Source organism: bacterium, from assembly GCA_036504735.1.
GTDB lineage: Bacteria > Electryoneota > RPQS01 > RPQS01 > RPQS01 > DASXUQ01.
On record DASXUQ010000002.1, the window covers coordinates 229713 to 243679 of the forward strand.

13 protein-coding genes and 1 tRNA gene are annotated in these 13967 nt (G+C 59.0%); 3 read left to right on the top strand and 11 right to left on the bottom strand.

What is annotated here, in order from left to right:
• Positions 1-7: 7 nt before the first annotated feature.
• The 3 genes from VGL38_01320 to VGL38_01330 all read right to left on the bottom strand — a co-directional run bounded on the left by VGL38_01320 (position 8) and on the right by VGL38_01330 (position 2383).
• Positions 8-1675: a prenyltransferase/squalene oxidase repeat-containing protein gene (locus VGL38_01320; protein HEY3294057.1), complete on the bottom strand. Its 1668-nt coding sequence runs from the start codon at positions 1673-1675 to the stop codon at positions 8-10.
• A 62-nt stretch (positions 1676-1737) separates the two neighbouring features.
• Positions 1738-2262 (bottom strand): tRNA adenosine(34) deaminase TadA, encoded by a 525-nt coding sequence (tadA, locus tag VGL38_01325; protein HEY3294058.1) that lies wholly within the window; start codon positions 2260-2262, stop codon positions 1738-1740.
• A 47-nt stretch (positions 2263-2309) separates the two neighbouring features.
• A tRNA-Arg gene (locus tag VGL38_01330) sits at positions 2310-2383 on the bottom strand.
• A gap of 331 nt (positions 2384-2714) precedes the next feature.
• On the opposite strand from VGL38_01330, the gene VGL38_01335 reads away from it, so the two are divergent.
• A complete protein-coding gene (locus VGL38_01335) occupies positions 2715-4556 on the top strand; it encodes a carboxypeptidase regulatory-like domain-containing protein (GenBank protein HEY3294059.1) in 1842 nt (613 codons plus the stop codon).
• A gap of 268 nt (positions 4557-4824) precedes the next feature.
• Positions 4825-6270: a carboxypeptidase regulatory-like domain-containing protein gene (locus VGL38_01340; GenBank protein HEY3294060.1), complete on the top strand. Its 1446-nt coding sequence runs from the start codon at positions 4825-4827 to the stop codon at positions 6268-6270.
• 176 nt (positions 6271-6446) lie between these two features.
• Here VGL38_01340 and VGL38_01345 read toward each other — a convergent pair whose 3' ends face one another.
• Positions 6447-7019 (bottom strand): NAD(P)H-dependent oxidoreductase, encoded by a 573-nt coding sequence (locus tag VGL38_01345; GenBank protein ID HEY3294061.1) that lies wholly within the window; start codon positions 7017-7019, stop codon positions 6447-6449.
• Positions 7020-7268: 249 nt separating this feature from the next.
• Between VGL38_01345 and VGL38_01350 the strand changes: the two genes are divergently transcribed.
• Positions 7269-7508, top strand: coding sequence for a hypothetical protein (locus tag VGL38_01350; protein HEY3294062.1), 240 nt, complete (start codon positions 7269-7271; stop codon positions 7506-7508).
• Here VGL38_01350 and VGL38_01355 read toward each other — a convergent pair whose 3' ends face one another.
• The 7 genes from VGL38_01355 to VGL38_01385 all read right to left on the bottom strand — a co-directional run bounded on the left by VGL38_01355 (position 7509) and on the right by VGL38_01385 (position 13539).
• Positions 7509-8096 carry a DNA-3-methyladenine glycosylase I gene (locus VGL38_01355; protein HEY3294063.1) on the bottom strand — a complete coding sequence of 196 codons (588 nt, stop codon included), beginning with the start codon at positions 8094-8096 and terminating at the stop codon, positions 7509-7511.
• A gap of 2 nt (positions 8097-8098) precedes the next feature.
• Positions 8099-9094 carry an aldo/keto reductase gene (locus tag VGL38_01360; GenBank protein HEY3294064.1) on the bottom strand — a complete coding sequence of 332 codons (996 nt, stop codon included), beginning with the start codon at positions 9092-9094 and terminating at the stop codon, positions 8099-8101.
• 55 nt (positions 9095-9149) lie between these two features.
• The gene (locus VGL38_01365; GenBank protein ID HEY3294065.1) at positions 9150-9722 is read right to left on the bottom strand and encodes a hypothetical protein; all 573 of its coding nucleotides are present in this window, start codon (positions 9720-9722) and stop codon (positions 9150-9152) included.
• 3 nt (positions 9723-9725) lie between these two features.
• Positions 9726-10232 carry a tetratricopeptide repeat protein gene (locus tag VGL38_01370; protein HEY3294066.1) on the bottom strand — a complete coding sequence of 169 codons (507 nt, stop codon included), beginning with the start codon at positions 10230-10232 and terminating at the stop codon, positions 9726-9728.
• Between the two features lie 17 nt (positions 10233-10249).
• Positions 10250-10561 (bottom strand): hypothetical protein, encoded by a 312-nt coding sequence (locus tag VGL38_01375; protein HEY3294067.1) that lies wholly within the window; start codon positions 10559-10561, stop codon positions 10250-10252.
• A gap of 93 nt (positions 10562-10654) precedes the next feature.
• Entirely contained in the window at positions 10655-12682 is a 2028-nt protein-coding gene (locus VGL38_01380) for a S9 family peptidase (protein ID HEY3294068.1), read from the bottom strand.
• Positions 12683-12861: 179 nt separating this feature from the next.
• Entirely contained in the window at positions 12862-13539 is a 678-nt protein-coding gene (locus VGL38_01385; protein HEY3294069.1) for a hypothetical protein, read from the bottom strand.
• Positions 13540-13967 lie beyond the last annotated feature (428 nt).

Here is a 13967-nt window from a genome sequence, read left to right on the forward strand (position 1 = left end):
TGCTTTATTACCGGCTTCTTCGGTCAAAGATAGAACGGCTGCGTGTGCCGCCCCGGATACGCGAGCGGGAGATAATCCCTGTAGGGGCCAGCGCCTCCAGAGCCCACATGGTCACCAGATCGGCGAGCACCGCGGGGTGTTCGCCCAGCGGCAGCGGCCAGGCCGGGCAAGTACTGTTCCAGAGGAGTTCGGAGCGGTCGACGCTGGCTTCAAGATAGAATTTGGCTTTCGTGATGACGTCCTGTGGCACACCGGGAGCGCCCGTCAGGGCGCGCAAGGCCCAAGCCGTGTGCTGCGGAGTCGACGGCAGATCGAGGCTCTCGCCCCAGCCGCCATCGGTCTGCTGCAACGCGATGAGCGCCTTAGCGCCGCGCAGCACGGCATCTGCCGCGCGCTCGTTTGACGCGGCGAACAACGCTTCGAGGGTGCGGGCCGTCGCGAACACCGCCGAAGGATTGACGTCTCCCCGCCACAGGCCGCGCCGGGTTTGGCGGTGGAGCAGAAAATCCAGACCGCGCGCAATCGCGTCTTCTTCGCCCGGCTCCTGCACACCCGAATAAGCCAGCGCCTGCACGGCGGCGGCGGTGACGTCAATGCGGCTCGCGTAGCGTTTCCCGGGCCAGAGAGGCTTGCTCCACCCATCGGTATAGAGCGGCCAGCCGCCATCGGAATTCTGGGCACGCAGGAAAAGCAGCACAGTGCGGCGGCGCGCCCATGAGGTTTCGACGGGAACATCACCGGCAAAACTGAGAGCGTCGAGGGCCAGGGCAGAGGTCAATAAATCTGTCGGCAGCATGCCGCCCAAGGCCCAGCCGCCGCTCATCCGCGCCTGATGCAGGAGGGAGAGCGTGCTTCCGGCGGCAACATCCTGATCGGCGGCGGTCACCAGCAAGGTACGCAGCGCGGTGGCGTGCAATATGTTGGAGACATCACAGGGATTCTGCACAAGGCCTTCACTGTCCCACAGTTGCAGACTGCGGAGAAATCTCCAGCCGCGTTCAAAGGCCGAATCTTCAAGAGGCAGCGCCGTGTGACGCAATGCTGCAAGGGCAAATACCGTGGTGCGGCTGGATCCTTCCCAAGAGCCGTCCAGCAATTGCAGTTCGAGCAGTCTGCGCCCTTTGCCGCGGGCGGAAAGTTTGTCCCGGCTGAGCAGGGAAAGAGCGAGCGGCAGCGCGCCGCCGGCGCAGGTCTGCATAGTCTTTCTGGCGCTGCGCAGCATGAACAGCCGTGCCACGGGCATCAGCATCCGCCGCAGCGATCCGGGAACCACTTCGGTCACCGCCGAGAGCAGAATCAGGGTTTCTTCACTTAAACGTGCGCTGTGGCGGTGCCGCTCCAGCCAGCGCACGGCTTTATCGAGCGCCTCGCGGGCATGGGAATCGCCGCAGGTGCTCAGCGCTTCCACCACTTCGAGGGTTAAGGACAGATCTCCGGCAGCATCCATATCCAGCGACCAGGAACCATCGGCATTCTGCTCGAGAAGGATGGTATAGACCAGCGCGCTCACATCCTCGGCGGGCAGGCGGCCCAAGAGCGTTCCGATCAGGAGCGCCAGGGCATTGGAGCGCGTCGCCGGTCCGGTGGCCGCCAGCCATTGCGGCGCACCTGCCAGCACCCGCTCACCTAAGCGTTCCCGGATCTTTTCCGCGGTTTGAGGGGATCTGTTACGCATGAAGAAAATGCTGAAAATCTGAAAGGAAGATGTGCTCGGGCGCGAGAGAACTGAACTACCGTTTATCCTTCATCGTTCATCGATTCGTCGCCGTCCTGCATTCTTCCGCCCTTCTTTTGTTTACGTAAGGACAAAAAAAAGTCGGAGAGAATCGCTCCGCACTCGTGTGAAAGGACTCCCCGCACCACCTCAGACGTATGATTGAGGCGGGGATCGGAAAGCAGATGATAGAGGGTATCGACGGCGCCAGCTTTGGGGTCGGAGGCTCCATAAACGACCACGGGGATGCGGGCAAGAATGATAGCGCCACTGCACATGGAACAGGGCTCAAGGGTTGCATACAGGGTGCAATCGAGGAGCCGCCTGCTGCCGAGGGCTTCCGCAGCCGCCGTAATGGCAATCATTTCGGCATGGGCGGTGGGATCCTGCAGGATTTCGGTCTGGTTGAACCCGCGACCGATGACCACGCCATTGTAGACCACCACACAGCCGATGGGGACCTCTCCCTTCGCTTCGGCGCGGCGGGCCTCTTTGAGGGCCTCCCGCATCCACCGTTCGTGGTCGGGTTGCCCAAAGGTTTCCAACAAGGAGTTTTGCGTGGTGAAGTCAGGAGGAGGCCGGTCAGCCATCATTGTACGCCCATAGGGATTCGAACCCCAAACCTTCTGGTCCGTAGCCAGACGCTCTATCCAATTGAGCTATGGGCGCAAACCCAAGCGAGTGATTAACTTGATTAATCCCAGCAAACCCGCATGGGACTGTGAGTATAGGGATTTTGAACAAGATTGTCAAGCCTTTTATGTCTGACTACCCAACTACCCGCCCGGAACGTCAACTTCAGACTTCAAATAAGGTTCCCGGTCACGCCATCGAGACCTTTCGTTTGCGCACGGCCTGCGCTCAGTTGGGCACTGCCGTAACAACCGGCACCGCAATTGGGACAGCAAACTCAGTAATTATTGAATGTAATGGGTCTGGCCAGTTGTTTGCAATATACGAAGCCGAAATCTCGATCTGAACACACTTCAGGAGTTCTTACATGTTACATCATCGTTCACTTTGGCTGACAATCGGCCTGTTTCTGCTGGCATCTGTCGCTTTCGCGCAGGTTGGCAGAATTGAAGGCGTTGTCTATCTTCCGGGAGACAACGGCGGTCCTGCCGCCGGCGCCACCGTCACCTTTTACCACGAACGCACCGACAGCCTCGTGACCACTGCCGACGGCGATGGCCATTTCCGGTTGGAAGATGTTCCGGTCGGCGGCTATTCCGCCGTGGCTTCCCTTGAAGGCTATATGCCAGGTATGGGCCAGGCGTTTGTCACGGAGAATCACACCACGAATGTCACACTGCGGCTGCACCCGCTGCCCACAGGTTTGGGAAATGTTGAAGGCACCGTGCGTCTGCCCGGCGAGCATGGCGGCCCCGCCGCCGGCGCGGTCGTAACCTTGCGCCAAATGCATCAGGACAGCCTGACCACGACCGCGGATGCCGAAGGCCATTTCTCGTTCACCGCGGTGGCGGTCGGCGAGTATTCGGCTCGCGCCACGCTGGAGGGATACCTTGCAGCAGAAGCTCCGGTGTGGGTCGTGGACGGTCAGACGTCGCGCTTGACGCTGGTGCTCCGCCAACAGGCGACATCCGGCGGCGCTGTGGAGGGCTTAGTCTTGCTGGCCGACCAGACTCCGGCGCGTGAAGCGATTGTGGAACTGGCGGGCAATGGCGAGCACTCCTTCTACCGGGGCCAGACCAACGGCGAAGGCCATTTTTCGATTCAGCATGTGGCAGCCGGCGGCTATTCGATCACGGCGATGCTGCCGATGCACGGCTTTGCGTCCGACGTCATTGAAGTCATGAACAACCAGACGACGCATGTGACGCTGACGCTGAGCGATTCCTCGAACGGCGGCGGACATCACAACGGCGACTCGCTGACCATCGTGGATCTGGTGGGCACGGCGATTGTTGTCCGTCCGGACAGCACGCACCGCCCGCACCGCGTGCTCTATTACCTGGATGTAGATAATGATGGCGCGCCGGATTATCGTTTGGCGTTCGGACCTCCGTGGTACAATCCGCCTAACGTTCCGCCTCGGGGCGCTGAACGCCCGGCTAACGGCGATCAGATCACGATTCATGGCGGCCTGCTGACGTACACGGATCCGCCGGTTGTGGTGGTCTACGATATTAATGGCCTGTTCTGGCGGAGTCCGGGCCGGGGACACGGTGGACACGGCGGCGGCGATCACGGCCATGAGGGCTGCAATCCCGACAGCGTGACCCGCGTGGAAGAGAGCGGCACGGCCATGGTGATGTCGGGTGGCGGCTATCACGGCGAACGCGTGATGTACGGACTGAATACCGACAACGACATGATGCCGGAATTCATGCTGGACTTCGGCCGTCCGGATTATGATCCGGGCAACGGCGCGACGCGTCCCTCCAACGGCGACACTCTTGCCATCGTCGGTGGCCAGATCTATTGCCCGAATGCCGAAACGCCGGTGCTGGTGGTCTATGAGATCAACGGTCTGTTCTGGCGCGAGCCGGGTGACACGACCGGCCTCGGCGCCGTGGACGGCGTGATGGAAGCCGGTCCGGTGAAGGTCGGCACGCCAGTCAGCTATTTGACGGCGCGCAACTATCCGAATCCGTTCAACCCCACTACGGTTATTAACTACTCGCTGCCGATGGCAGGAGAGGTCAAGCTGGCGGTGTATGACATTACCGGCCGCAAGGTTGAGGATCTGGTTCATCGTTATCAGGAAGCCGGCAACTACGTGATTGGCTTCGACGGCCACGCGTTGCCTTCCGGCATCTATTTCTATCGCGTCAGCGTGGGCAACCTGTCCTTCACCAACCGCATGGTGTTGCTCAAGTAACTCACAGATGGCTGCACAGAGAGTATGCCCCCGCCGGATGTTCCGGCGGGGGCTTGTTTTTCTAATGCAACCTGCATGCGTCTTCGGCCAAATGCCCGATGCATTTCCCGCGTTGCGCATCGCATGCACGCGGTTGGGTAGCTGGTTCCCAAACCAGGATTTCGCGCTTGATACTAAGTGCTGATTGGATGCGATGTAGCGAAACTGGCGAAGCATTTGCATACTACCAAATCGTTGTCGTCATCCAAGTGTAAAGGATTAGGAGACCATGATGGTGCATCGCCGTTTGTTCCTGCTGGCGGCCAGCTTCCTTCTGCTGACTACCGCTGTCTTCGCCCAAGTGGGCAACATTGAAGGAATCGTGCAACTTCCCGCGCATGGTGGACCGGCGGCGGGAGCCACAGTGGTTCTTTATGGACCTCATCCGGGCGACAGTCTTTTGGCAACTACGGATGACCAGGGTGCATTCCACTTTGATTCGGTAGCCGTGGGGCCGTATCGGGCCACAGCAACTCTTGCTCCGTACCTTCCGGCGATGGGCGGCGTATTTGTCCGTCCCGGACACACGGCACATGTGAATTTGGTTCTGCGCGCGGTGCCGACAGGCATAGGCCGGGTTGAAGGCGTAGTCCTGCTTCCCGAACATGCCGGCCCGGCGGTGGGTGCAACCGTAGTGCTCTTCCGTGCGCGTGGTGACAGTCTGACCACGGTCTCGGATGACTCAGGCCGGTTTGTGTTTGACTCGGCGCGCGTAGGCCGGCATGACATCTATGCGATGTTGACGGGCTACCGCAATGCGCACGGGGAAGTGTTTGTGCGCGACGGCCTGACCTCGCGTGTGATGCTGATGCTGCACACTATTCCTGTGCCCACCTTTGGGAACATTGCAGGCACGGTGATTTATGCGGCGGATTCTCTGCCTGCATCCGGCGTGATGGTGACACTGTTCAGAATGCGCCATGACAGCCTGACGGCCACCACCGATGCGGCCGGACATTTTGCGTTCGACTCGATTGCCACCGGAGGCTACACGCTGCGGGTGGTGGCAACGGGGTATCTGCCGATTATGCGGGAAGTGGGCGTGCGCAACGGACAGACCACACATGTCACCTTGGTATTGCGCGCCGAGCCGACCGCAGTGGTCGAAGGCCTGGTGACGCTGGCCGATGCGACGCCGGTCGCCCATGCGTTCGTGACACTGGGCGGACAGGGCATGCACCGCTTCATGCGGACGATGTCCGACTCGCTGGGACATTTCGCTTTCCAGCATGTTGCCGCAGGGCATTATGTCATCGCCGCCGAAGCGCGCAATCAGGGCCATACCCGTCAGGCCCTTGATGTGGCCGACGGCCAGACAGTGGACGTGACACTGGTGCTGAATGATTCTACCGGTGGCGCTCAGAATTCTCCGGCAGATCCCAATGCGGCGGATGATCCCAATGCACTGCCGGTGAAGCAGTTCATGGCGAACAACTATCCGAATCCCTTCAACCCGACGACAACGATCAGCTTCTCGGTTCCGCTGTCGGGACAGGTGCGGCTGGCCGTGTATGACGTGCTCGGGCGGAAAGTGGCGGATCTGGTGAATGAATACAAAGACGCCGGCAGCTACCATGTGAGCTTCAACGGTGAGAATCTGCCTTCCGGGCTGTATTTCTACCGCATGAACGCAGGCAATTTGGCTCATACCGGGCGGATGATGCTGCTCAAGTAATCGAAGGCTGAGCAGCGTGGCACTGTTCCGACCTCATCCGGGGCTGCACCGTCACGCTGAACCAAGCTAATCCAAAGCCCCTGCCAAGGTTCCCGGCAGGGGCTTTTCTTACGGTCGACTATAGAAGCTCTGATGTCAAAAAGCCAAAATCGGTACAAACAAGGCATCATCAAAAGTTACGCGGTCCGACCTTTCATCAGTTCCAAGGTCTGCATATACGCGGCGACAAACTTCTCCACCAGCGGTCCGAGTTTCTCGTCGACCAGTTCTCCCTGCTCATTCCAGACCTTAGCCGCTTCACGCACATTCACCTGCTGCGGAATGACGAAGGCCTGCAAACCGGAGAGTGAAGCGCGCAGTTGGGGCATCATGCGCCACGTGCCGAAAGGACCATTGGACGCGCCCATCAGCCCTACCACTTTGCCGTTCCACGGATTGGAGCCGCCGCGCGAGGTCCAGTCGATGACATTCTTGAAGGTGCCGGGGATGCTGTAGTTGTATTCCGGACAGGCAATGATTACGCCGTGGGCCGCGGCGATGCGCGCCTTAATCGTCCACGCATGCTGCGGCAAGCCCGGTCCTTCTTCGATGTCGCCGTCATAGGGGGGCAGCGGGTACTCACACAGATCGAGGCGGTCCAACTCGACGCCGGCTTTTTCAAGATACGACTCGGCCAGTTTCAAAAGCTTGCGGTTATAGGATGCTTTGCGCAGCGATCCGGGAACGGTGAGAATACGTAAAGTGCTCATGGAAGTTTTGTGTTTGACGGCTTCACGCATCGTGCAGGGGTCGTCGGAAGGTCAGATCCGCAAAAGTGCCCGGCGCCGCAGGGATCGCTTTTTGCTTGGATAAACGGGTATGAGACAGGGCTTTCCCGATTCTGAAAAGGCGTCCGAAAAACCCGCAGACCTTCGTCGTGAGAACGCGCACATGATCCCGATGATTTACCGGTCCGCACGCGTGTAAAGTGATACGCGAATGACGGGAAGGAGCGCGGCATGGACACGAAGCCAACGCATCCAACACGGAGTCAGAGACTGTTCGATCTGATTTCCACCCCCTTGCGGCTCTCCGTCAAGCGAAGAACGGAGGAAATCAGCTCGTCGCAAATTGATGGGAAAGAGGTGACCCGGCACAGGGTGACAATCTCGCGGCAGCTCAGTCCACTGGGAGTCATCATGCTGCTGCTGCAACTGATTGCGTTTCTGATCTGGTTCTACTACCGGCTGTGGGATTGATCAGGATTGCACACGCAGCATCTTGTGGCGGAAACAGTCGACGGTGTGGTCATTGACCATGCCCGCGCCCTGCATGAAGGCGTAGCAGATCGTCGGCCCGACGAACTTGAAACCGCGCGCCTTCAGCTCTTTGGACATCGCCTCGGCTTCGGGGCTGATGGCAGGGATGTCCTTGATCGTTTTGAAGCGGTTATGAATCGTCTTCCCGCCGGTGAACTGCCAGATGAAGGTGTCGAAGCTGCCGAACTCTTTTTGCACCGCCAGAAAGGCGCGGGCATTGCCGACAATCGCCGCCATCTTCAGGCGGTTGCGCACCAGCCCCGCATCCAGCAGCAGCCGCGCCACGTCCTTGTCGGTGAAGCGCGCAATCTTCTGCGGATCGAAGTTGCACAATGCCTTGCGATAGTTTTCGCGCTTATGCAAAACGGTGCGCCAGGAGAGCCCCGCCTGCACCGCGTCCAGCACCATGAACTCGTAGAGCTTGCGGTCGTCATGCACCGGCACCCCCCACTCCTCGTCATGGTAGGCCAGCATCAGTTCGTCCTTCTCATCCGGCCACGCGCAACGCTTCTTCGCAGTCTCCTTCATGCCTACTCCTTCGGATGCACATAGCCGCCCGCCGCGCGCACGCGCTCGAGGCGTTCGGCGAGCAGGTCGTCGATTTTGTCCAGATGCGTCTGCGAGAGCTTCCAGCCCGAGCCGCCGGCGGTTTCTTCGATCTGTGACGGGCGGCGGGCGCCGACAATGGCGCTGGTGACTTCGGGCCGCCGCAGCACCCAGGCGATGGCGAGCTGGGCCACGGTCTTGTTGTACTGCCCGGCAATCACCCGCAGGCCCTCGATGAAATCGAGATTGATTGCCACATTGGGCGGCGTGTGCTCTTTGGAACGCTGCCGCCAGTCATCCTCGGCCATGCGCTGGGGATCGAATTTGCCCGTCAGCAGTCCGGCCTGCATGGGACTGTAAGCCAGAAAGCCGATGTGGTGCCCGGCGCCATAGGGCAGGGCCTCCTTTTCCACCAAGCGGCGCATGAGGCTGTAGGCGCTCTGCAAACTGGAGATGTGCCGCACCTTTTCCGCGCGGTACATGTGATTCATGTCATAGTGGAAATTGGATACGCCGCCGTAGCGCACCTTGCCTTCGGCAATCAGGTCGCCGATGGCCTTCCAGCCCTCTTCAAGGTGCTCCTCATCGGCGGGCCAGTGGATCTGATACAGGTCAATCGCATCGATCTTCAGCCGCTTGAGGCTCTGCTCGCATTCGCGCTTGACGCTCTCAGCCTTCAGGCTCTGCGAAACTTCGCGCTGCTCATTCCACACCTGCGAGCACTTGGTGGCGATGATCACATCCTTGCGCCGTCCGGCAATGGCTTTGCCCACCACCTCTTCACTGTGTCCGAGGCCGTAGATGGCCGCGGTGTCAATCCAGTTGATGCCCAGTTCCAGTGCGCGATGAATAGCGGCAATGGAGTCGCGGTCATCCTGTTCCCCCCAACTGAAAGCCGTCCCCTGCCCTCCCATCGCCCACGCCCCCACGCCGATTTCGGTCAAATCTAAGCCGGTGTTTCCGAGTTTACGAGTTTGCATAATGGGACCTCCCTAACTATTTATTCACCAAACAGTATGCACGCTTGGAACGAGATCAGATTGGAGATCGATACTCCCGATTGATTGCCGTTACCACGAAGTAAAGGCTTACTCCTAGCGCAAAAATCGTCAGTGCCACCTCAACGACCAAAACAAGTACGTAACAAGCTTGCAAGGATGAGTAGTTTGGCAGCAACAATATCGACATTGCAGTCGGGAGCACGATAGCCAGAATGCTCTTGACCAAGTCAGGTGCCAGTGATTGTCGGTGCTTTTCGATCAGTTGACACCTGCGAAGCGAAACATCATATCTCGGGTCTTTCTTCAGTGCCCCTGCTATGTCGCTGGAATAGATGTGACTCCGCATCCCACCACCTGCGATCCGATTGATATCGTTTTCTATCGCCTTTGAATCAGCACAATCAACAGGAATCGCTTGGCCGTTCGAAGTCATAGAATCTCGAACAAGTCGAACGAGATTTTCAAAGTGCGACTGATACTGTTGCTGCAACTGTTGCAAACGGAATACAACGAAGACACCAAGGAAAGCCACTAAAGCCATGTTTCCCTGAAAAACGGTACTGTGAAAATACAGCCAGATCGTTGATTGATCTGCGGGCATGTTCATAGTCTATTCCTTCGGCACATTGTCTTTGGTGTAGGGCGCAGTGAGGATCAACAGGCGCGGGTCATCGAGCAGGGGATTCCAGCAGGGATCGGAGAATGGCCAGGATTTGACGGTGGAATCGAGGGCAATCGCATGGGCAAGATCTGCCAGCGCTGTGTCGGCGCGGCCCGCGACGGAGTTGTCGCAGCCGCGGTGCCACCATGCGCTGACGTAATCGGGCTTGAGGCCGAGCGCCCTGTCGAAGGCCCGCTGGGCCTCGGCGTGGCGGTTCAGGCGGGCCAGCGTTGCACCGTAACTGTGCCATGCCCGCGCGTTGTGAGGATTGTACGTCAGGGAGCTGTCGAACAGGCTCAGCGCGGCCTCGAGATGTCCGGGCAGGTACTCGGAGTAGCCGCGTTCGAAGAAGAGATCCGAGGATTGCAGCGAATCCGCAGGCTCAGGGGCCGGAAGCGGATCGCCAAAAGCCGCCCATGCGAAAATCATGGGCAGCAGCACGCACAGGTACGTCATGGCTTTACCGCTGCCGGTTATTCCGCAGCCGCGAGCTTCCGCCAATGGGCCAGACCCACATTGCCGTAGATCCGACGGATACATGCCTGCTTTTTGCCGTCCAGCACTTTCTGAGCGATCTCGCCCACGGAACGCGCGTGCAAATCCTGCCAGCCGCGCTCAGTCTCCAGCCAGGCCACGATCTCTCCCGGTTCGTATTCCTCGCCGCCGCCATGCAGGGTCTCGAACATATCAATCGCCGTGGCCTTGTCCAGCGGCCGCAGGACCGCGCCGCGTTCCGTGACAATCCGCGTAAAACTCTGCATCGCTATTTCGACTACTTTGTTCATCGTATACCTCTTTGACCGGTTAAGACTATCTCCTGACCCTGCATGTCCTGTTCTTTACACTCGCGTTCGTGATCTTTTGCTCCTGAAATTTGGCTACTTCGTCATCCACTTCTTAAACCAGCCCGCAATGCCTTCGAGCCGGATCACACGCCGGTCGGGCCTTCCGCCGCGACTCAAACCATGGGACTCTTCGGGGAAGCGCCAGAATTCGACGGGAGCCTTGCCACGGATCTTGATGCGCGCATAAAGCTGTTCGGCCTGTTCCACCGCGCAGCGCATGTCGTTCTCATTGTGCAGAATCAACAGCGGGGTACGGATGTTGTCGGCATAGGAGATGGGCGACATGGCGGCATAGCCCTCGGGATTGTCCCACGAATAGCCGCCGAACTCATAGTTATCCTGAAAGCCGATATCCGAGGTGCCGGCAAAGGTGGACAGATCCACCACCGAGCGCTGCGTGACAGCGGCGCGGAAGCGATCCGTGCGGCCCACGGCCAGATTGGTCATATAGCCGCCGTAAGAGCCGCCGGTGATGCCGATGCGTTTCTTGTCCACATAGGGCTGCGCCTCCATCCAATTGGCGGCGGCAAGGATATCTTCGTAATCATACGTGCCCCATGCCGCCACGGTGCAGCCGGCGAACTCCTTGCCATACCCTTGCGAACCGCGCGGGTTGGTGAAGAACACCACGTAACCTTCCGCCGCCAGATACTGCATCTCATGGAAGAAGGTGCGGCCATACTGCGTACGCGGGCCGCCGTGCACCTCGAGAATCGCCGGATATTTTTTCCGCGGATTGAAATCGGGCGGCGTGACCACCCAACCCTGCAGCCGCGTGCCGTCGCCCGACTTGAAATGAACTTCCTTGGTTCTGCCCAGCGCGCGTGTGGCCAGAAAATCTTCGTTGAAACCGGCCAGCCGCTCGAAGGCCGGATGCGCGGCGGTGTTATCGTCACAGAACTGAATTTCGCCGATGGTCTCGAAGTCCAGATGCAGCAGCGCCAGCGCCGCGCCGGATACCGTGTACAATCCCACCTGTCCGGGGACATCCCACACCGGCTCGGGAGTTCCGGGCTTCAGACCGATGCGTGCCAGATAGGTGTCGCCTTCGGAGGTAATCTGGTAATAGATCTTGCGGCTGTCCGCGCTCCAGGCTACCAGTGGCAGGCCCAGACCGTAGCCGCAATCGCCAATGGTAATATCTCCGGGCTGACGGTCGAATCCCGGCGTCAGATTGCGCTGCTTGCCGGTGGTCAGATCCACCAGCCACGGATGAAGCTGCTCCACGCCCCAGGCATCCTGCAGATTGTGGTGGCCGATGTACACCAGATATTTGCCATTGGGGCTGAAAGCCACTGCGTCCTTTTCGCCCAGCGGCACATTCAGCGGCTTCTTACGGCCCGTGCGCACATTGAGCAGCGTGATCTGCATGTGGAAGGGATGCACGTCGGGGTCGCGGTGCGCGTTGCTGACATAGGCGGCGGTCTTGCCGTCAGGGGCCAGCGTCCAGCTTTCGACGTCCACCTTTCCTTGAGTCAGCGGCAGAAATTCCTGCGTAGCCAGATCCAGCCGGTAAAGCTGCCAGCGTTCTTCGGGCAAAAAGCCGTCGCCGTCCAGACGATAGTACAGGCGGTTGATCTTGCGCACGGCAGGCGTCTTGTGCTCGACGTCCTTGCCTTCTTCCAGCGCCTTTTCGGCGTCGGGATCCGGATCGCTCTTGCGGTACTTGACAATCAGCGTGCTGTCCTGCTCCGCCCATTTCATGTCACTGAACGCGCCCAGCGTCTTGAAGATCTCGCGCGGTTCGCCGCCGCTGCGTTCGATCAACAGAATCCGGTCCACGCCCTTTTCGTTGCGCAGAAACGCGAGCCGCGTGCCGTCCTCCGACCACACCGGCGCGCGGTCACTGTGCTCGCCGAAGGTCCACTGCCGCGATTCTCCCGTCTGCGTGTCCAATACGTGTAGATTCGCGAAATATTTTTTCTTCTCCAGATCGCACCAGGACAGGGTGTAGGCCAGCAGCGCTCCGTCGGGACTCAGCGCCAGCGAGCGTACGAACTTCAGCGCGGCAAAATCCTGCGCCGTAATGCGCGTCTTTGCGGTTTTCTTGGTTGCAGCCACGGGAAATGCCCTCGAAAAATGATAAGGGAAATTATCTATATGCCGGACAACCCGGCACGTTCACCGTTGGGAACGGCTCCGTTGAATCTCGCTTCGAAAAAAGAGCGGGTCGCCTGTCGCATAACCCGCCCTTACCTTGCAAGGAACTTGTCTTAGTGTCAGCCTTTCAGCGTTTGCTCTTAGCCCTTGGCCGGCATATGGCTGGTCGTCCGGTGGTAGAGTTCGAGGAACATGGCGATGAGGCCGGACTCCGACGACTCCTTAATCATGTTGGCGATGTAAGGATGCGTCAGGAAGAAGTAGAAGATCGCTCCCGACAGCGGAACACCGATCAGCACAAACAGCGCGTTGTGGCGGTGCTCGAGGCGGTCGGCGGCGCCGATCTCATGCAGGAAGCTCTCGACGCGTTCATCCTCGTAATCCTCTTCCGTCAGCGTCAGCGCATGGTAGGCCCAGAGCACAGCGGTGGGGATTGGAAACAGAAAGGCGACGCCGAGGAACTCACGCCAGAAATCGCGAACGCCGGTAAAGAGCAGCGCGAAAGGGACACCGATAATCAGGCCGATGGTGGTCAGCAGCCGGTACTGGCGGATGGTGGCGCGCTCCACGCGCATGATCCGCGGAGCATTCAACATCAACGGGAAGTAGATTCGCCCAATCGTAGCCGCAAACATCGAGAGATACAGCACCGAAAGCACGAACCACACCGGGTGCGAGTCCATGAAATTCAGCAGGTCCGGCTTGTGGAAGGCCTGCATGATCATCGCCAGCAACCCGTAGACGATCACCTGGATGTAGAACCAGAAGGTCATATTCCGGTCTTCCAGCCACTGACCTACTAAGCTCCGTTCGGGCATGCCGCTTCGGCGGCGAAATGCCTTAAAGCACAGCGGACAACTCTTGCGGAAACGTTTACGTAAAGGAATGCGTTTGAGACAGTGAGGGCAGTGCTTGGGGGACATGGTCGGACTCCGAAGGCTTCGCCGGAAGGATGGAATTGTAGAAGTATAGAATATACACCCTTGCCATTGAAGATGCAAGAGTTTACCTGACCTCAAAACAGACTATTCCGGTGCCCTTAGCCTGGCCAAAGGGCTTGCCGAATCCCCCGCTTTCGCCATAATTGCCTGTTGGCATGCTCCTCTGAACTTCCGATCAAATCCATCGCAACGGCTAACTCGCTATTCACTATTGATTTGTAAGCACATTCCGGTACCCCTGCATCGTGCTTAGGCTGTAGTGATCAGGGTATTGAAGACCCACGGGTATTTAAAGCAAGAAAAGA

Bases quoted from the DNA above. Each gene is read 5' to 3' on its own strand.
- VGL38_01350 (HEY3294062.1), top strand. From the start codon at position 7,269: ATGGACACGAAGCCAACGCATCCAACACGGAGTCAGAGACTGTTCGAT.
- VGL38_01345 (HEY3294061.1), bottom strand. From the start codon at position 7,019: ATGAGCACTTTACGTATTCTCACCGTTCCCGGATCGCTGCGCAAAGCA.
- VGL38_01375 (HEY3294067.1), bottom strand. From the start codon at position 10,561: ATGAACAAAGTAGTCGAAATAGCGATGCAGAGTTTTACGCGGATTGTC.
- VGL38_01335 (HEY3294059.1), top strand. From the start codon at position 2,715: ATGTTACATCATCGTTCACTTTGGCTGACAATCGGCCTGTTTCTGCTG.
- VGL38_01385 (HEY3294069.1), bottom strand. From the start codon at position 13,539: ATGCCCGAACGGAGCTTAGTAGGTCAGTGGCTGGAAGACCGGAATATG.
- VGL38_01360 (HEY3294064.1), bottom strand. From the start codon at position 9,094: ATGCAAACTCGTAAACTCGGAAACACCGGCTTAGATTTGACCGAAATC.
- VGL38_01365 (HEY3294065.1), bottom strand. From the start codon at position 9,722: ATGAACATGCCCGCAGATCAATCAACGATCTGGCTGTATTTTCACAGT.
- VGL38_01340 (HEY3294060.1), top strand. From the start codon at position 4,825: ATGATGGTGCATCGCCGTTTGTTCCTGCTGGCGGCCAGCTTCCTTCTG.
- VGL38_01320 (HEY3294057.1), bottom strand. From the start codon at position 1,675: ATGCGTAACAGATCCCCTCAAACCGCGGAAAAGATCCGGGAACGCTTA.
- VGL38_01355 (HEY3294063.1), bottom strand. From the start codon at position 8,096: ATGAAGGAGACTGCGAAGAAGCGTTGCGCGTGGCCGGATGAGAAGGAC.
- VGL38_01370 (HEY3294066.1), bottom strand. From the start codon at position 10,232: ATGACGTACCTGTGCGTGCTGCTGCCCATGATTTTCGCATGGGCGGCT.